This is a genomic window from Alteraurantiacibacter lauratis, assembly GCF_037154155.1.
Lineage (GTDB): Bacteria > Pseudomonadota > Alphaproteobacteria > Sphingomonadales > Sphingomonadaceae > Alteraurantiacibacter > Alteraurantiacibacter lauratis.
The window spans coordinates 33298-52058 of record NZ_JBANRN010000005.1 but is presented as its reverse complement, the minus strand read 5'-3'; the positions used below and the strand labels follow the sequence as shown (position 1 = coordinate 52058).

Sequence of the window (18761 nt, the reverse complement as noted above, 5' to 3'; positions counted from 1 at the left end):
GGGCCGGCCCAAACCCGGTTTGTCGTTACGCTGCCGGATTGAAAGGATACGCAACGCCCCATGGCCAATATGCCGCGCCTGACACAGCTGATCGAAGCCGAAGCGACCGCGCTCGGCTTTGAACTCGTGCGCGTCCGGCTGAGCGGGGAGGGCGATGAGCGCACGCTTCAGATCATGGCCGAGGATCCCGCCACCGGGCAGATGATCGTGGAGCAATGCGCCACGCTCAGCCGCGCGATTTCCGCCGCGATTGACGCGGTGGAGGAGGCCGAGGGCGAGCTGGTCGACGGCGCCTATATGCTGGAAGTGTCGAGCCCCGGCATCGACCGCCCGCTGACCCGGCCCAAGGATTACGCCAACTGGAGGGGGCACGAGGCGAAGATTGCGCTACTGCCCGGCCACGAACACCGCCGCCTGTCGGGCGAATTACTGGGCCTGGATGGCGATGTGGTCGCCATTGAAGACCGCAAGCTGGGCCGGGTGGATGTGCCGCTGGCGCAGATTGCCCATGCCCAGCTGGTGCTGACAGACAAGCTGATTGCCGCCACCCAGCCGCTCGACATGAGCGGGGCGGATGAAATCGAAGAATCCACCGAGGAAGAGAAGGTCGAAGACTGATGGCCACCCCGATTTCCGCCAACAAGGCCGAACTGCTCGCGATTGCCACCGCCGTCGCGTCGGAAAAGATGATCGACAAGGCAATCGTGATCGAAGCGATGGAGGAGGCCATTCAGAAGGCCGCCCGCGCGCGTTACGGTGCCGAAAACGATATCCGCGCCAAGCTTGACCCGCTGACCGGCGATCTGCGCCTGTGGCGCGTGGTCGAAGTGGTCGAGGAGGTCGAAGACTACTTCAAGCAGGTCGATCCCAAGCAGGCCCAAAAGCTGCAGCCGGGTGCGAAGGTGGGCGATTTCATCGTCGATCCGCTGCCCCCGGTGGACCTTGGCCGCATCGACGCGCAGAGCGCCAAGCAGGTCATCTTCCAGAAGGTGCGCGATGCCGAGCGTGAGCGCCAGTACCAGGAATTCAAGGACCGTGCGGGCGAAGTCATCACCGGCGTGATCAAGTCGGTCGAATTCGGCCATGTGATCGTCAACCTTGGCCGCGCCGAAGGCGTGATCCGGCGCGACCAGCAGATTCCGCGCGAAGCCGCCCGTCCGGGTGAGCGTATCCGCGCGCTGATCCTGAAGGTGGAGCGCAACAACCGCGGCCCGCAGATTTTCCTCAGCCGCGCGCACCCCGACTTCATGAAGAAGCTGTTCGCGCAGGAAGTGCCCGAAATCTATGACGGCGTGATCGAGATCAAGGCCGCCGCCCGCGATCCGGGCAGCCGCGCCAAGATCGGCGTGATCAGCCGCGATTCGAGCATTGACCCGGTCGGCGCCTGCGTCGGCATGAAGGGCAGCCGCGTGCAGGCGGTGGTGCAGGAATTGCAGGGCGAAAAGATCGACATCATCCCCTGGAGCGAGGACACCGCGACCTTCGTGGTCAACGCGCTGCAGCCCGCCACCGTGTCGCGCGTGGTGCTGGACGAGGACGAGGGCCGCATCGAAGTGGTGGTGCCCGATGACCAGCTTTCGCTGGCGATTGGCCGCCGCGGCCAGAATGTGCGCCTCGCCAGCCAGCTGACCGGGCACCAGATCGACATCATGACCGAGGAAGAAGCCTCTGAAAAGCGCAGCAAGGAATTTGCCGAGCGTTCCAAGATGTTCGAGGAAGAGCTGGACGTCGACGAAACGCTCTCGCAGCTGCTGGTCGCCGAAGGCTTCGCCGAGCTGGAGGAAGTCGCCTATGTCGACCTCGCCGAACTCGCGAGCATCGAAGGCTTCGACGAGGAGCTGGCCGAGGAGCTGCAAAGCCGCGCGCAGGAAGCGATCGAGCGCAAGGAAGAAGCTTTCCGCGAACAGCGCCGTGAATTGGGCGTGGAGGACGCGCTGGCCGAAATCCCGCATCTGACCGAAGAAATGCTCGTGGTGCTGGGCAAGGCGGGCATCAAGACGCTCGACGATCTGGCTGACCTTGCGACCGACGAACTGATCGCCAAGAAGCGCGAGGCGCAGCGCCGCCGCAATGCCGACGGCCCGCAACTGCGCCGCAATGTCCGCGAAGGCGACAAGGGCGGTGTGCTGGGCGCGTTTGGCCTGTCGGAAGAACAGGGCAACGAGATCATCATGGCGGCCCGCGCGCATTGGTTCGCGGATGAGGACGAGGCCGCTCCGGCGGCCGGCTCCGCAGATGAGGAGGCCGCCCATGCGGAATCCTCGCAATGAGCCGCTAGGTTCCGACATATCGGGCAATGCGCGTGGGGGCAGCGATGCCCCTGAGCGTCGGTGCGTGCTGACCGGCGAGACCACGGCTCGTGACGATCTGCTGCGGCTGGCCGTTTCGCCCGACGGCTTGGTGATGCCCGATGCCCATGCCAAGGCCCCCGGACGCGGCGCGTGGATCGGCGTGGACAAGGCCGCCCTGGCCGAGGCTTTGGCCAGCGGCAAGCTGAAGAGCGCACTTTCCCGCGCGTTCAAAACAGGCGCGCTGATCATTCCGGCCGACCTGCCCGATCTGGCAGAGGCGGCGCTGCGGCGCGCCTTGCTTGACCGGCTGGGGCTTGAACTGCGTTCGGGCAAGCTGATCCTGGGATCGGACAGGATCGCGAACGAGGCGCGGATGGGCAAGGTGGCGGCGCTGTATCATGCGGCAGATGCCAGCGCTGATGGTGCGCGCAAGCTGGATAAGGCATGGCGCGTAGGGCTGGACGAAGAAGGCTCCGGCCTTGTCGGCACAAGGCTGCCACTGGACCGCGATGCCCTGTCTGTGGCATTGGGCCGCGACAATGTCGTTCACCTGGCCTTGGTGGACCATGCTGCGGCACAGCGGGTATCTGTCCCGCTGGGGCGTTTTGCGACCTTTATCGGGGCTTATTCCGGCACGGCTGACAGCGGTGCGGGCAATGCGGGCGACCAGCCTGATATTGCCCAAGATGTTGACGACAACGAATTGAATTTTGAAGGAAATCGGTAGGCGTATGAGCGATAACGAAGACAAGCCGCAGCGTGAACGCAAGCCTTTGGGGCTGAAGCGTTCGGTCGATGCGGGCGAGGTCAAGCAGACCTTCAGCCACGGCCGCACCAACAAGGTGGTGGTCGAGGTGAAGCGCCGCCGTGTGCTCGGCAAGCCGGGGGCGCCCGAAGCCGCTGCCCCACCGCCGCCGCCGCCCGTTGCCGTGGCGCCGCCTCCACCGCCGCCCCCGCCCGCACCGCGCCCGTCCGCTCCTGCCGGCGAAACGCCGCAGGAACGCGTCGCCCGCCTCCAGCGCGAGGCCGAGGAAGACCGCCTGCGCCTGGCCGAGGAAGCCCGCCGCCGCGAGGAGGAGGAGAAGCTTCGTGCGATCGAGGAAGAAAAGCGCCGGGCCGAGGAAAACCGCGCCCAGGAAAGACGCGCAGAGGAAGAGGCCTCCGCCGCTCCGGCCGAAGAAGCTGCACCTGCTGCTCCGGAAGCGCCCGTGGCGGAACATGCCGCAGCGCCCGAAAGTGATGCAACGACTGCGCCATCGCCGCCCGCGCCGCGCCGTTTCACACCGGTTGAACGGCCCGAACCCAGGCGCGCCGAAGCCGCGCCCAAGGAAACCAAGAAGGCTCCTGACCGTTCTGATCGCAAGCCGGGTGCCGGCAAGGTGTCCGAGCGGGAGAACCGCCGCGGCAAACTGACGGTCAACCGCGCGCTGAACGAGGACGAGGGCGCTCGCGCCCGCTCGCTCGCCGCGCTGAAGCGTGCGCGGGAAAAGGAACGCCGCGCGCATTATTCGGGGCAGAGCCAGCAGCGCGAAAAGCAGGTGCGCGACGTGGTCGTGCCCGAAGCGATCACCGTGCAGGAATTGGCCAACCGCATGGCCGAAAAGGGCGCCGACCTGGTGAAGGCCCTGTTCAACATGGGCATGATGGTCACTGTCAACCAGACGATCGACCAGGATACCGCAGAACTGCTGGTCACCGAATTCGGCCACAACATCACCCGCGTGTCCGAAAGCGATGTCGACATCGACACGTCCGAGGATCAGGATCCCGAAGATACGCTGAAGCCGCGCCCGCCCGTGGTCACGGTCATGGGCCATGTTGATCACGGCAAGACCAGCCTGCTCGACGCGCTGCGCGGGGCCAATGTGGTGAAGGGCGAAGCCGGCGGCATCACCCAGCATATCGGCGCCTACCAGATCACGACCAAGAACAAGGACAAGATCACCTTCCTCGACACGCCGGGCCACGCGGCCTTCACGCAGATGCGTCAGCGCGGCGCGAATGTCACCGATATCGTCATTCTGGTGGTGGCCGCCGATGACGGGATCATGCCGCAGACGATCGAGGCGATCAATCACACCAAGGCGGCCGGCGTGCCAATGATCGTGGCGATCAACAAGTGCGACAAGCCCGAAGCCAATCCGCAGAAGATCCGCGAACGCCTGCTTGAACACGAAGTGGTGGTCGAGGCGATGTCGGGCGATGTGCAGGATGTGGAAGTGTCCGCCAAGACCGGCGCGGGGCTGGACGATCTGATCGAGAAGATCCTGCTTCAGGCCGAACTGATGGAGCTGAAGGCCAATCCCGATCGTCTGGCCGATGCAACCGTGATCGAGGCCAAGCTCGACAAGGGTCGCGGCCCGGTGGCAACCGTGCTGGTCAATCGCGGCACACTCAAGGTTGGCGATACCTTCGTGGCCGGCACGCAAAGCGGCCGTGTGCGCGCGCTGATCGACGATCGCGGGCAGCAGATCAAGCAGGCGGGCCCGGCTACTCCGGTCGAAGTGCTCGGCCTTGGCGGCGTGCCGCAGGCGGGCGATTCGCTCACCGTGGTCGAAAACGAACAGCGCGCCCGCGAAGTCGCCGCGTTCCGCCAGCAGCGCGAGACCGAGAAGCGCACCACGCTCGCCCCCACCAATTTCGACACCATGTTCTCCAGCCTGAAGAGCAGCGTGATCGAATATCCGGTGGTGGTGAAGGCGGATGTGCAGGGCAGTGTGGAGGCCATCGTCACCGCGCTCCACAACCTCTCGAATGACGAGATCAAGGTGCGCGTGCTCAATGCAGGCGTGGGCGCGATTACCGAAAGCGACGTGACGCTGGCCGCGGCCAGCAAGGCGCCGATCATCGGCTTCAACGTGCGTCCCAACGCCAATGCGCGCCAGCAGATCGAACGGCACAAGACCCGGATGATGTATTACGATGTCATCTACCACCTCACCGCCGATGTGGCGAAGGAGATGGCGGGCATCTGGGGGCCGGAACGCATCGAACATGTGGTGGGCCGCGCCGAGGTCAAGCAGGTGTTCCCGGCGGGCAAGCGCGACAAGGCGGCGGGCCTCTTGGTGCTGGAAGGCATCATCCGCAAGGGCCTCAACGCCCGCCTCACCCGCGACGATGTGATCGTCTCGGCCACCACGGTTGCCTCGTTGCGGCGCTTCAAGGACGATGTCGACGAAGTGCGCGCAGGCCTCGAATGCGGCGTGGTGCTGGCCGACACGAACGACATCAAGCCGGGCGACATGCTCGAAATATTCGAAGTCGAGGAACGCGAGCGTACGCTATAACCTCTTGCCCCTCCCGCAGGCGGGAGGGGGCGGGGGTGGGCAAAGGGCAAGGATCATGACCCGTTACGTGGCCCTGTTCGGCGCGATCAATGTGGGCGGCAACCGGCTGTCGATGGCGGATCTGCGCGATGTGCTGGAACGAGAGGATTTCGAGGGCGTCGAGACGGTCGTCGCCAGCGGCAATGTGCTGTTCGATCACGAAGACCGCCCTACCGAAGGTCTGGCGGAAAAGCTGGGTTATGTCGTGCGCGAGGCGTTCGGGTTTGATACGTTTGCCGTGGTTCTTACCCGCGATGCGCTGGCTGCGGCGATTGCGGAAAACCCCTTTACCGATGATGGGGAGGAAAAGCTGGTGCACACGGTGTTCCTCTCCGCCGCGTATGACCGCGATGAATTGATGGCCTTTGTGCAAAGTTACGCCGGGCCGGAACGGCTGGCGCCGGGCACGCATTGTTTTCATATCGATTATGTCGAGGGGGGGGGGCGGTCGCTTCTCGATCCGGCCATGCGCCGCGCCAAGCTGAAAATGCCGCGCGGAACGGCTCGCAACATTCGCTCGTTGCGGCGTATACTTGCCAAGATGGATTCCTAGAATGCCCCGCCACCACACATCCTCAGTTGAACCCTCGGTCCGCCTGCTCAAGGTGGGGGAGCGCGTGCGCCATATCCTGTCCGAGCTGCTCGCGCGCGGGGAGGTGCAGGACGATGTGCTGTCCGCAGCTACTGTCAGCGTGACCGAGGTGCGCATGTCGCCCGATCTCAGGCAGGCGAAGGTCTATGTGAAGCCGCTGCTGGGCCATGAGGAGGCGAAGGTGGTGAAAGCCTTGCAGGTAAACACCGCCTTTTTCCAGCGCGAGGTCGCGCACCGCCTCGGCCTCAAATTCGCGCCCAAGCTGCGGTTCCAGCCGGACGAGAGCTTTGACGAGGCGAGCCGCATCGACCGGCTGCTGCACGATCCCAAGGTGCGGCGCGATCTGGAGGATGGCGAGGAAGGCTGAGGCTTACGGCGCCGTCGCCTCCGCCGCCGATGCCGCCGGCGCGAAAGGCACATCGGTAAACACACCGGCCCCCGGCCCCAGCGGCAGGTCGAACGCCACCCAGCCGATCGTCATCGCCACGCCCACTGCCAGCAGCGCCATTGAATAGGGAAGCATCGTTGCCGCAAGCGAGCCAAGGCCGAAATCCTTCTGCCAGCGCTGGCAGAAAATCAGGATCAGCGGGAAATAGACCATCAGCGGCGTGATGATATTGGTGGCGCTGTCGCCCACGCGGTAGGCCGCCGTCGCCATTTCGGGCGAAATGCCCAGCAGCATCAGCATCGGCACCAGCACGGGCGACAGCAGCGCCCACTTCGCACTGGCCGATCCCACCAGCAGGTTCAGCGCGGCGGCCACCAGGATGATCGCGGCGAGCAAGGCCCAGGCAGGCAGGCCCGAATGGCTGAGGAAATCGGCCCCGTTCACCGCCAGGATCAGGCCAAGGTTCGACCAGCCGAACATGGCCACGAAATGCGCCGCGGCAAAGGCCAGCACCAGGTAATAGGCCAGATCCTCCATCGCGCCTGCCATCATTTTCACAAGGTCGCGGTGGTTACTGATCGCGCCGGTCGCCCGGCCATAGGCCCAGCCGGCCAGGATGAAGAGCAGGAAGAAACCCGCCACAAGGCTCTGATAAAACGGCGTCAGCTGCGCTTCGGGCGAGGCATCTTCGTCAATCAAGGGGGTGCCGGGGCCGAGGGCGAAAAAGGCCCACAATGCGCACACCGCCAGCACAGCAAGGCCCGCATGGCGAAGACCCTTGCGCTCCGCATCGGTCAATGGACGGTCGGCGGGCTCGTCAGCGTGGGCCGTGCCGGCCCGCGCGGCATCCCAGGTGCCAAGGCGCGGCTCGATAATGCGGTCGGTAACGTACCAGATCACCGGCAGGAACAGGAAGAACATGGCGGCAATGAAATACCAATTGCCCGCAATATTGGCGGCAAAGGCGCCGAAGGTGCTTTCCACCGCCGCTTCGGTAATGCCAAACAGCAGCGCGTCGAGCTGGCCCGGCAGAAGATTGGCCGAAAAGCCGCCCGATACGCCGGCGAAACTGGCCGCAATGCCCGCAATCGGGTGCCGCCCGGCGGCATGGAAGATGATGCCCGCCAGCGGGATCAACACGACATAGGCCGCGTCTGCCGCCAGATTGCCCATCATGCCCACGGCCACCACGATGGGGGTCAGCAAAGCGCGCGGGGCGTCGCGCACACCTGCGCGCATGGCCGTGCCGAACAGCCCCACCTTTTCGGCTACGCCTGCGCCCAGCATCACCACAAGCACATAACCCAGCGGGTGAAAGTGCGTGAAGGTGGTGGGCATTTCCACCCACAGGCGGCGGATATTGTCGGCCGAAAGCAGGCTGGTGGCGGCGATCACGCGCGGCTGGCCGGTATCAGGGTCGATCTCGGCCGGGTGCGGCACGCTCCAGCCCGCCAGCGATGCCGCCACCGATACCGCGACGAGGCCGAGGATCAGCCACAGGAACAGGAAAACGGGATCGGGCAGCTTGTTGCCTGTCCTTTCGATCCAGCCGAGGAAACCCTTCTGCGATGGTGAGGGGGCGGCGGGCCTGCTTACTGTCACGGATGATCCCTTTTCATCGGAAACTTGTTGCCTAGCATGGCGCAGGCTTGCGGTCTTTACCAGTCGCGCAAAAATCCCCAAGGCAGTGCCATGACCGATCTTTTGCACCCCCATGGCTGGCTCATCTTCGATAAACCACGCGGGCTTGGTTCCACGCAAGCCGTGGGCATGGTCAAGCGTGTGCTACGCGAGGGCGGATATGACAAGGTGAAGGTGGGGCATGGCGGCACGCTCGACCCGCTGGCCGAAGGGGTGCTGCCCATCGCGCTGGGCGAGGCGACCAAGCTGGCAGGCCGCATGCTCGATGCCGACAAGATTTACGCCTTTACCATCGCCTTTGGGGAAGAGACCGACACGCTCGATACCGAGGGGCAGGTGGTGGCGACCAGCGACCGGCGCCCGCCCCGCGCCGCGGTAGCGGCAATTCTTGATGCTTTTACCGGCCCCATCGATCAGGTGCCGCCGGCCTTTTCCGCGATCAAGGTGGATGGCAAGCGCGCCTATGATCTGGCCCGCGCGGGCGAGGCGGTGGAAATGGCGACGCGGCGCGTCACAATTCATTCGCTGGTGATGGAAGGCGGGGGGCAGTTCGATGCGGTGGATTCGGCCTTTGCCACCACCGCCGGGCGGCCCGATCCCTATGATCCATCCGCGCCGCTGGAACTGGCGGACAGCGTCACGCTGATCGCGCATGTGTCCAAGGGCACCTATATCCGCAGCCTTGCGCGCGACATCGCGCACGCCCTGGGTACGGTGGGCCATGTCACCTATCTGCGGCGGATAAAGGCGGGGCCGTTTGTCCAAGAGCAGGCGATTTCGCTGGACAAGCTGGAGGAAATCGGTAGAGGCGCGGGCTTGAAAGACCACCTCCTGCCGCTGGAGGCGGGGCTGGACGGCATCCTGGCCCTGTCACTCGATCCGGAAAGCGCGCAGGCGGTCCGCCAGGGCCGGGTCATTTCCGGATTGCCCAATCCCGACGGGCTTTACCTCGCAAAACTGGGCGATGTTCCGGTTGCGCTGGTGGACATATCGGGAGGCACGGCCATGGTCGTGCGGGGTTTCAACATCGCATGATGCTGCGAAAGGTGAAGAAGACGAGATGACAATTTCTGCTGAACGCAAGGCCGAAGTGATTGCCGACAATGCGCAGGCCCCCGGTGATACCGGCAGCCCCGAAGTGCAGGTCGCGATTCTGACTGAACGTATCCGCAACCTGACCGAGCATTTCAAGACCAACCACAAGGATAACCATTCCCGCCGTGGTCTGCTCAAGATGGTTAACAAGCGGCGCAGCCTCCTTGCCTATCTCAAGAGCAAGGATGTGGGCCGGTACAACGCGCTGATCCAGAAGCTGGGTCTTCGCAAGTAAGAGTTTTCGGGAGGGCGGCCGGAAAGGCCGCCCTTTCGCTTTTGGCGCAAGGGCTGTTCGATGGCCGCGCCAGCACAGCCGTTTCCTGCAATTCGGCGGGAAGGGGACACGGGGCGCGAATTATGCCCCAGACCGCAACCGGGGCGGATTACCCGGCAGCAAACCCCGCGCACGCAATCTGGCGGCGCGGGTTCGAAGGATAAATATGTTCGACACCAAGACTGTATCGCTGGAGTGGGGCGGCAAGACCCTCACTCTGGAAACCGGCCGCATTGCCCGTCAGGCTGACGGCGCGGTCCTCGCCACTCTGGGCGAAACCGTTGTTCTGTGCGCGGTGACTGCCGCCAAGAGCGTGAAGGAAGGGCAGGATTTCTTCCCCCTTACCGTCCACTATCAGGAAAAGTTCTCCGCCGCCGGCCGTATTCCGGGCGGCTTCTTCAAGCGTGAACGCGGCGCGACGGAAAAGGAAACGCTGATTTCCCGCCTGATCGATCGTCCGATCCGCCCGCTGTTTCCCGAAGGTTTCTACAACGAAATCAATGTTATCTGTCAGGTTCTTTCCTTTGATGGCGAGAACGAGCCCGATGTGCTGGCGATGGTTGCGGCCTCGGCCGCGCTGACGATTTCGGGCGTGCCCTTCATGGGCCCCATCGGCGCGTGCCGCGTGGGCTTCATTGATGGGGAATATGTCCTCAACCCCAAGCAGGACAAGGCGCTGGAAGACGGCCGCCTCGACCTGGTTGTCGCCGCCACGCACGACGCGGTGATGATGGTGGAATCGGAAGCCAAGGAGCTGACCGAGGAGGAAATGCTCGGCGCGGTCATGTTCGCGCACGAGGAAAGCCGCAAGGTCATCGGCGCGATCATCAAGCTGGCCGAACAGGCCGCCAAGGATCCGTGGGAAGTCGACCTGTCGGACAACACCGCCGAGATCAAGGCGAAGCTGAAGGATCTGGTGGGCGCGGATATTGCCGCCGCCTACAAGCTGACCGACAAGTCCGCCCGTTCGAACGCGCTGAACGAAGCGCGGGCGAAGGCCAAGGAAGCCTTCGCCGATGAAGGCCCGCAGACGCAGATGGTCGCCATCAAGACCATGAAGAAGCTGGAAGCCGATATCGTGCGCACCGCCATCCTGAAGGACGGCCAGCGCATCGACGGACGCAAGCTGGATCAGGTGCGCCCGATCGAAAGCATGGTGGGCTTCCTGCCGCGCACGCACGGTTCGGCGCTGTTCACGCGCGGGGAAACGCAGGCGATCTGCACCACCACGCTGGGCACCAAGGATGCGGAACAGATGATCGACGGGCTGGAAGGCCTTTCGTACCAGTCGTTCATGCTGCACTACAACTTCCCGCCTTATTCGGTGGGCGAAGTGGGCCGTTTCGGCGCGCCCGGTCGCCGCGAAGTGGGCCATGGCAAGCTGGCATGGCGCGCGCTGCATCCGGTGCTGCCGTCCAAGGAAGATTTCCCCTACACCATCCGCATCCTGTCCGACATTACGGAGAGCAACGGCTCCTCCTCGATGGCGACCGTGTGCGGCGGCTGTCTGTCGATGATGGATGCCGGCGTGCCGATCAAGGCGCCGGTTTCCGGCATCGCCATGGGCCTGATCCTCGAAGGTGACGAATTTGCCGTGCTGTCCGACATCCTGGGTGACGAAGATCACCTGGGCGACATGGATTTCAAGGTGGCTGGCACCGAAAACGGCATCACCTCGCTCCAGATGGACATCAAGATTGCCGGAATCACCAAGGAAATTATGGCCAAGGCACTGGAACAGGCCAAGGCCGGCCGGGCGCATATCCTGCGCGAAATGACCAAGGCGCTCGGCTCTGCCCGCACCGAACTGTCGGCCCATGCCCCGCGCATCGTCACCATGCAGATCGACAAGTCGAAGATCCGCGATGTGATCGGCACGGGCGGCAAGGTGATCCGCGAAATCGTGGCCGAAACCGGCGCGAAGGTGGACATTGACGATGAAGGCGTGATCAAGATCTCCTCGTCCGACATGGCCCAGATCGAAGCCGCCAGGGCGTGGATTTCGGGCATTGTGGAAGAAGCCGAAGTCGGCAAGATCTACACCGGCAAGGTCGTGAACATCGTCGATTTCGGCGCATTCGTGAACTTCATGGGCGGCAAGGATGGCCTCGTCCACGTGTCCGAAATGAAGAACGAGCGCGTGGAAAAGCCGACCGACGTCGTGTCCGAAGGGCAGGAAGTTAAGGTCAAGGTTCTCGAAATCGATCCGCGCGGCAAGGTTCGCCTGTCGATGCGTGTGGTGGATCAGGAAACCGGTGAAGAGCTGGAAGACACCCGCCCCGCACGCGAACCGCGTGAACCGCGCGGCGATCGCGGAGACCGAGGCGGTGATCGCCGCGGCCCGCGTTCGGGCGGCGGCGGCCGTGGTGGGGACCGCGATCGCGGCCCACGCTCTGGCGGCGGAGACCGTCCGCGCCGCGATGATAACGGCGACGACAACAACGGCGGCGCCGGCCACCTGCCGGCCTTCCTGAAGGACGACTAAAGCTCGACCGGGGGGCTCGACTGGGGGGATCGCGCAGGGACGGGCGCGAAACCTTCCTTGCAAAAGCACAAGGGAAAAGGCCGCGGGGGCTATGCTGCCGCGGCCTTTTCCATCCCTTGCTTTCGCACATCTCATGCTAGCATCCGCTGGCTCACGCTGAGTCGGGCATCGCTCAAAGGATCATTAAGTTTTCCGTTTATGCCCGCACGCACTGTTCAACATCTGTTTCGGGGCCTGCCCCTGTTGGGCGGCAGGCCTTTGGTGGCCGTTCCGGCGGCGCTGGCCATGACCGGCCTTGCCTTTCTGCTGCGGCTGGCGTTGGCGGATTTCCTGCCACCGGGCTTTCCTTATGTTACCTTCTTCCCCGCCGTCCTGATCAGCGCGCTGCTGTTCGGGCTGTGGGGCGGGGTGGCCAGCACGGTTCTGGGTTTTGTCCTGTCGCGCTGGTTCTTTATCGCGCCGACCGGCTCGCTCAGCCTCGACGGCCCGCCGGGCTGGGCAATGGCGCTCTATTGCTTTGTCACCGTGGTCAATGTGGTGACGATCCACCTGCTCCAGATCGCCTTTCGCGGGCTGGATGAAGAACGGCGGCGGAATCGCGACCTGGCGCGCAGCCGCGAATTGCTGTTCCACGAATTGCAGCACCGCGTGGGCAATAATCTCCAGATGATTGGTTCGCTGCTGGCCATGCAGGCGCGGCGGGTGGAAGATGAGCCCGCGCGCATCGCGGTGGAACAAGCAGTGCGGCGCGTCAGCGTGGTGGGCAAGATCCAGCGCACGCTCTACAATCCCGAAGGATCGCAGCGCAGCCTGTCCGCCCTGCTTGGGCCGCTGGTGCAGGATCTGGTCGACAGCGCGCAAGGCAGCGCAGTGTCCATCCGGCTGGAGGCGACGCGTGACCGGCTGTTGCCGGCCGAACAGGCGATTCCCGTGGCGCTGATCGTCACCGAGGCGGTCTCCAACGCGCTGGAGCACGGCTATGGCCCCGGTGGCGGCGGCGAGGTGGTGGTGCGCATCACGCAGGATCAGCCGGACGACGCGGGTGCCACCGCGCCCTTTCTAAGCATCGCGGTGGAGGACGATGGCGCGGGCCTGCCCGACGGGTTCACCATGGCGGCCAGCGGAAGTCTGGGCCTGCGCATTGCGCGCAGCCTGGCGGGCAGCCTGGGCGGCGAATTCAGCATGGTTCCGCGCGCGGCGGGCGGCACCTGTTCGCTCCTGCGCTTTCCCGTGCGCGATGCCAACGCGTCGCCGCGGGCGGCGGGACGGGCCCATGTGCAGGAAATGTGGCGCGAGGCTTCCGCCTCCGCTTGAAAACCCCGCCGTTTGGCTTTGCGTGCCAGCCCTGCGTGGTGCTAGGCAGGGCAAAACAGGCCGCAATCACGGCCGCACTTCGGGGAGAGCAGCAGAAATGAGTGAAGAGATCGACTTTGCCAAGGTCCAGGAAATGGCTGGCAAGGTAATGCACGATGTCGCTGGCGCAGTCAGCCTGATGATGGCCTATATGGGCGATCAGGCGGGCGTTTTCGCCGCGATGGACGGCGAAGGGCCGATGACGCTGAATCAGCTGGCTGCCAAGACGGGGCTGGAGCCGAAATATCTGCGCGAATGGCTGGGGTCGGTATCAGCCGCCGGATATGTCGATTTCGATCCGGAGGCCGAAACCTTCTGCCTGCCGCCGGAAAAGGCGCTGGTCTTTACCCGCGAAGGCCAGCCCGCCTGTATGCAGGGCTTCATTCAGGCCGTGGTCGCGCAGTATGAAATGCACGAAAAGGCGGTGGAAACTTTCAAGACCGGCAAGGGCCGGCCGTGGAGCGACCATTCGCAATGCCTGTTCTGCGGCACCGACCGCTTCTTCCGCCCCGGTTACGAGATGAACCTCATCCCCAACTGGCTCCCCGCGCTTGACGGGGTGGTGGACAAGCTGAAGGCAGGCGCCAAGGTGGCCGATATCGGCTGCGGATACGGCACCAGCACGATCCTGATGGCGAAGGAATACCCCAATTCCACCTTCGTCGGCATCGATTTCCACTTGCCCTCGATCGAAACCGCGCGTGCCCGCGCGGCGGAGGAAGGGCTCACCAATGTCAGCTTCGTCCACGCCAGGGCGCAGGACTTTGAAGGCGACGGGTTCGATTTCGCCTGCATCTTTGACGCGCTGCACGATATGGGCGACCCCGTAGGCGCGGCCGCGCATATCAAGGCGGCCTTGAAACCCGACGGGACCTTCATGGTGGTGGAACCGATGGCGGGCGACCGCATGGCCGACAACATGCACCCGATGGGGCAGATTTTCTACGGCTTCTCGTGCATGGGCTGCGTGCCTGTCTCGCTCAGCCAGGAAGTCGGCTATGGCCTTGGCGCGCAGGCGGGCGAGAAACGGTTGGCACGCGTGCTGAACGAGGGCGGTTTTGCCCATGTGCGCCGCGCCACGCAGACGCCCACGAACATGGTGCTCGAAGCGCGCGCCTGATTGCGGTGCAACCGGGGGAGGCGCGGCATCTGCGCTTCCCTCGCCGCTTTCTTGCGTTACAGTGCGAGAGGCGACGCCGCGCGGGCCAACCCGCGGCCAAAGGGAAAAGCGGGGGAGAGAGCGCAGCTTATGGAACATCTCGAAGGGCGGGTTGCCTTCATCACCGGCGGGGCCAGCGGCATTGGCCTTGGCATGGCAAAAGCCTTTCTTGCCGAGGGCATGAAGGTCAGCCTTGCCGATTGGAGTGACGCGCATATCGCCAAGGCCAAGGTGGAACTGGCAGGCAATAACGCCGCCTTTTTCGTGAAAGCCAATGTCGCGGACCGCGCCAATCTCAAGGCCGCGGTGGAGGAAACGCTGGCCCATTTCGGCAAGATCCACGTGCTGTGCAACAATGCCGGGGTGAATGGCGGCGGCACCGCGGCCAGCCCCGATTTCGACGATTGGGACAAGGCCATCGCGGTGAACCTTGGCGGGGTGGTGAACGGCACCAAGATTGTCGCCCCGATCATCCGCGCGCAGGGCGAAGGCGGGCATATCGTCAACACCAGCAGCATGGCCGGCATCGTCCCGCTGCCCGGCCTTGCCGCCTATTCCACCGCCAAATACGCCGTGCGCGGCTTTTCGGAGAGCCTGAGGATGCAACTGGCGCCCAAGGGCATCGGCGTGTCCTGCCTGTTCCCCGGCGCCACGCGCACCGCGCTGGTGCCGCTGCCGGAAGATGATCCATCCATCGATGCAGAGAACGCACCGCAATTCCTGAAAGATCTGTGGGATGCGATGCGCGGCGCGATCGACCCGCTCGATACCGGCCGCGCGGTGGTGGAGGCTATAAAGGCCAACCGGTTCTACATCTTCACCAACCGCGAATTCCTGGATGAGGTGAAACAGCGCCACCGCGAGATCGAGGAGGCCTTCCCGCTCGACGAGCCCACGCCGGGCCGCGTGAAGTTTGAAACCATGCGCGCCGAACAGGTGCGCAATCTGATGGCGCCGGGCAACCGGCCCGTGCCGCAGGAGGATCCGGGCGACATGGCGCTCGACCTCGGTTCGCGCTCCCCCGCTGGCGGGCAATAGTTGGACACGGGAAAGGCCGCTGACGATGATCTACCTGCTGCGCCACGGCCAGACCCACTTCAACCTTGAACGCCGGATCGAAGGCAGCCTCGACAGTCCGCTCACCAGCCTGGGGCGCGAACAGATGCGCAGCGCGGGCGAACGTCTGCGCGGGATGCTCGATGGCGAAGCGGACTATCAAATCCTGTCCAGCCCGCAGCCGCGCGCGCACCAGTCTGCGCTGATCCTGCGCGAGGCAATGGGCACGCAAGCGCCAGTAGCCGGCCCGGTCATCACCGATGCGCGGCTGGTCGAGGTCGGCTGCGGTTCATGGGAGAAGCACCATTACGCCTCCATCGGCGCGCGCGATCCACTGGTGGAGGAGGAGCCGACCTTCCTGTCCGCCTGGGCGCATCATTGTCTCGACGGCGAAGGGCTGGACGCGGCGGTCGAGCGCCTGTGGGGCTGGCTGCGCTGGGCAGGCAATGCCCGGCTGATCGTGGTGGGCCACGCCATATCGGGCGCGATCCTGCGTGCGCTCTATGCAGGCGAGGGGCGCGATGCGATGCTGCTCCATCACACGATAGAGCCTGACTGTATTCACCGGCTGGAACGCGGCTGGGTGGAGGAGATCGCGGTAAGCTGAACCGGCGCCGCCTAATGCGAGAGGATCACGGCATGACACATCGCACCGCCTTGGCTCCAGCCGAAGGGGCTGCCTGACATGGCCCGCACTTTCGTTGATGCATTGAACGCGCTGCCGATGCGGCCTTTCCAATGGGCCACGCTGGCGGTTTGCATGTGCGTGCTGATCGGGGCCGGGGTGGCGCTGCAACTGCTGGGCGTGGTCGCGCCGCTGGTGATGGAGGCATTCGGCGTGGAGCGCGGCGAATTCGGCATCGCGATGAGCGCGGCGATCATCGGCTTTGGCGTGGGTGCGTGGGGCGGCGGCTGGCTGGGCGACCGGATCGGGCGGCGCTGGACAATCGCCATTGCCGCGCTTGGCTATGCGCTGGCGGCGATGGGTTCTGCGACCACCACCGGCGTGTGGGAACTGGCGATCTGGCGGCTGTTCACCGGGCTTGGCGTCGGCGGGGTCTATCCCAATGTCCTCTCGCTTGCCAGCGAGTGGCTGGCGGAACGCTGGCGGCCGGTGGCGGTCAGCACATTGACCGTGGGCGTGCCGATTGGCGGCACGGTCGCGGGTTGGCTTGCACCGGGCCTGTCGGCCGCAAGCGGCTGGGAAGGCACGTTTGCGGTGTTGGGGCTGGGCCTGCTGGCCGTGTGCGTGCTGGTGGCGCTGATCCTGCGCGACAGCCCGTCCTTCCTGCTCGAACGGGGCAAGGCGGAGGCGGCGCGGCGCAACGCCGCCCGCGTGCTGGGCGCGCCGGAGGAGCTGCTGCCAGAAGCCAAGCCCGCGCAGGCCGAGGGCGAGGGGCATATCGGTGTGCTGCACCCGTCCAACACGCGGTTCAATATCGGCGTCGGTATTGCCTTTTCTTCTGCCGCGCTGGTGGCGTTCGGCATATTGAGCTGGACGACCACATTCCTGACCACGGCGGGATTCGATTTTGCCGAAGCGAGCCGCGCGGTTTCCATCGCCGGGATCACCTCGATCGCCGGATCGGTGCTGGCGGGCGTGCTGGTGCGGCGTTACGGATCGCGCCTGATCATGAGCCTGTTCAGTGCCACGCTGTGCCTCGTGATTCTGGCGCTGGGCTGGCAGGTGCAGGCCTTGCCCGCCGAACCGGATGCAGCGCAGCGGCTGGTTGTTACCTGTCTGGTGGGATTGGCGGGCGCGGTGTTCAGCGCCTGCATGGCCGCGATGTATGTCATCATGGCGCTGGGCTATCCGCAAAGCTGCCGTTCGGCGGGCATCGGCTTTGGCATTTTCATGAGCCGGGTGGGCGCGTTCCTTGCTACCGCCTTTGGCGGAACCTTGCTGCAATGGGGCGGCACCAGCGTGGTGCCGTTCTTCGCCGTGCTGCTGGTGGCATCGGCCATGGTGTCTGCGGCGGCCTTTGTGGTGGATCGGCAAGTGCCGCCAGCCAGCCGGAGCTGATGCCTTCCTGGCTCGGAGGGGTTGGCTTGTGCAGGTGGCAGATGCATGGCATTCTAAACATCGCCATCCTAAATGGTGCAACAGGCAGCAGGGAGAGCGGCCTTTGATTTAATCGCGATGCTTGACTTGAGGAATGGCGATGCCGGCGCAGCGGCCTGACGTAGTCGAGGAGTTTTCCAGTCGCCTCGCGGCGATAGATGCGTGCGATTCGGTTATTGCCCTGCGCGAAGCCACGATGAGTGCGCTGGCATTGCTGGGCTTCACCGCAGCCTGTTTCATCGCTCCGCTGACCCGTGATCCGCGCGTGGGCCGCAGCATGACCAATATCGGTCTACCGTGGACATGGGAAAAGCAATACCGCGCGCGGCTTCATGCCATTGATCCCTTGCCCGATATCGCTTTGCGCAGGCTTTCCGCCTTTGTCTGGCCCGACGATCTGAAGGATGAAAAGCTGAGCAAGGCGCAACAGCGCTTTTTCCAGGCATCGGCGCAACTGGGCGTCGCGCGCGGCGTGGCGACAGCGTGCTTCGGGCCGGAGGGGCGCAGCGGATTTCTTGGCGCATTGCTGGCCCTTGACGCGCCGCGGCCCGACCAGCTGACGCTGCAACGTTTCCACGCGGTCGGCCAGACCTCTTTCCAGTCCTATTGCCGCATGGTCAAGCGGATGCAGGACATCCCCCAATTGTCGAACCGCGAAATGGAAGTGCTGCACTGGATCGGCCGGGGCAAGAGCAATTCGGTCATTGCCGAGATACTGGGGATCTCCCCCTCGTCGGTCGATGTCTATGTGCGGCGCATCTTCGCCAAGCTGGGGGTGAGCGACCGCACCACTGCCTCGGTAAAGGCCTATTCGCTGGGCCTGATCATCACGCCTGATTACGAGAAGTTCGTCGCCGAGATCGACGCGCAGGATGCTGGCCGCGATCCGCCCCAGGACGCCAACTGATCCGCCGGGCCAATCCGACGCTGAACTGCCATTGTCGGGCAATCACGTTACATGCGGATGTGGGACACCTGCCCTAGAGGCCGTGCCGAGACCAGCGACGGCCCTTCGGGTCGCGTCGAAGGATTGTCATGG

General features: G+C 64.6%; 16 protein-coding genes. 15 read left to right on the top strand and 1 reads right to left on the bottom strand.

The features are described 5' to 3' along the window. The first annotated feature begins 60 nt into the window (after positions 1–60). Genes rimP through rbfA form a run of 6 tightly spaced genes read left to right on the top strand, consistent with a single transcriptional unit; the run spans position 61 to position 6576 of the window. Positions 61–618, top strand: coding sequence for a ribosome maturation protein RimP (rimP, locus tag WFP39_RS06540; RefSeq protein WP_336918447.1), 558 nt, complete (start codon positions 61–63; stop codon positions 616–618). Further along, positions 618–2270 carry a transcription termination factor NusA gene (gene nusA / locus WFP39_RS06535; protein WP_336918445.1) on the top strand — a complete coding sequence of 551 codons (1653 nt, stop codon included), beginning with the start codon at positions 618–620 and terminating at the stop codon, positions 2268–2270. Before rimP ends, nusA begins: the two co-directional genes overlap by 1 nt. Then, on the top strand, positions 2251–3018 hold the full coding sequence (locus tag WFP39_RS06530) for a DUF448 domain-containing protein (RefSeq protein ID WP_336918444.1): 768 nt from the start codon (positions 2251–2253) through the stop codon (positions 3016–3018). The genes nusA and WFP39_RS06530 overlap by 20 nt, the downstream gene beginning before the upstream one ends. Before the next feature lie 4 nt (positions 3019–3022). Next, positions 3023–5578 carry a translation initiation factor IF-2 gene (gene infB, locus WFP39_RS06525; protein ID WP_336918443.1) on the top strand — a complete coding sequence of 852 codons (2556 nt, stop codon included), beginning with the start codon at positions 3023–3025 and terminating at the stop codon, positions 5576–5578. Between the two features lie 55 nt (positions 5579–5633). Next, positions 5634–6170 (top strand): DUF1697 domain-containing protein, encoded by a 537-nt coding sequence (locus WFP39_RS06520; protein ID WP_336918441.1) that lies wholly within the window; start codon positions 5634–5636, stop codon positions 6168–6170. A gap of 1 nt (position 6171) precedes the next feature. Further along, complete coding sequence (rbfA, locus tag WFP39_RS06515; RefSeq protein WP_336918440.1) at positions 6172–6576, top strand: 30S ribosome-binding factor RbfA; 405 nt, start codon at positions 6172–6174, stop codon at positions 6574–6576. A gap of 3 nt (positions 6577–6579) precedes the next feature. Here rbfA and WFP39_RS06510 read toward each other — a convergent pair whose 3' ends face one another. Beyond that, positions 6580–8199 (bottom strand): AbgT family transporter, encoded by a 1620-nt coding sequence (locus WFP39_RS06510; protein WP_336918439.1) that lies wholly within the window; start codon positions 8197–8199, stop codon positions 6580–6582. A 90-nt stretch (positions 8200–8289) separates the two neighbouring features. Here WFP39_RS06510 and truB point away from each other — a divergent pair, with 90 nt between their 5' ends. The 9 genes from truB (at position 8290) to WFP39_RS06465 (ending at position 18629) form a co-directional block, all read left to right on the top strand. Beyond that, positions 8290–9273, top strand: a complete 984-nt coding sequence (gene truB, locus WFP39_RS06505; RefSeq protein ID WP_336918438.1) for a tRNA pseudouridine(55) synthase TruB — start codon at positions 8290–8292, stop codon at positions 9271–9273. A 25-nt stretch (positions 9274–9298) separates the two neighbouring features. Next, positions 9299–9568 (top strand): 30S ribosomal protein S15, encoded by a 270-nt coding sequence (rpsO, locus tag WFP39_RS06500; protein ID WP_336918437.1) that lies wholly within the window; start codon positions 9299–9301, stop codon positions 9566–9568. A 205-nt stretch (positions 9569–9773) separates the two neighbouring features. After that, positions 9774–12092 carry a polyribonucleotide nucleotidyltransferase gene (gene pnp, locus WFP39_RS06495; protein ID WP_336918436.1) on the top strand — a complete coding sequence of 773 codons (2319 nt, stop codon included), beginning with the start codon at positions 9774–9776 and terminating at the stop codon, positions 12090–12092. A 261-nt stretch (positions 12093–12353) separates the two neighbouring features. Then, positions 12354–13406, top strand: a complete 1053-nt coding sequence (locus tag WFP39_RS06490) for a histidine kinase dimerization/phosphoacceptor domain -containing protein (RefSeq protein ID WP_336918435.1) — start codon at positions 12354–12356, stop codon at positions 13404–13406. 97 nt (positions 13407–13503) lie between these two features. Continuing rightward, positions 13504–14565, top strand: a complete 1062-nt coding sequence (locus tag WFP39_RS06485; protein WP_336918433.1) for a class I SAM-dependent methyltransferase — start codon at positions 13504–13506, stop codon at positions 14563–14565. Positions 14566–14694: 129 nt separating this feature from the next. After that, a complete protein-coding gene (locus WFP39_RS06480; protein WP_336918432.1) occupies positions 14695–15642 on the top strand; it encodes an SDR family oxidoreductase in 948 nt (315 codons plus the stop codon). A gap of 25 nt (positions 15643–15667) precedes the next feature. Further along, on the top strand, positions 15668–16267 hold the full coding sequence (locus WFP39_RS06475) for a histidine phosphatase family protein (protein ID WP_336918431.1): 600 nt from the start codon (positions 15668–15670) through the stop codon (positions 16265–16267). Positions 16268–16345: 78 nt separating this feature from the next. Continuing rightward, the gene (locus tag WFP39_RS06470; protein ID WP_336918430.1) at positions 16346–17683 is read left to right on the top strand and encodes an MFS transporter; all 1338 of its coding nucleotides are present in this window, start codon (positions 16346–16348) and stop codon (positions 17681–17683) included. A gap of 133 nt (positions 17684–17816) precedes the next feature. After that, a complete protein-coding gene (locus WFP39_RS06465; protein WP_336918429.1) occupies positions 17817–18629 on the top strand; it encodes a helix-turn-helix transcriptional regulator in 813 nt (270 codons plus the stop codon). Positions 18630–18761 lie beyond the last annotated feature (132 nt).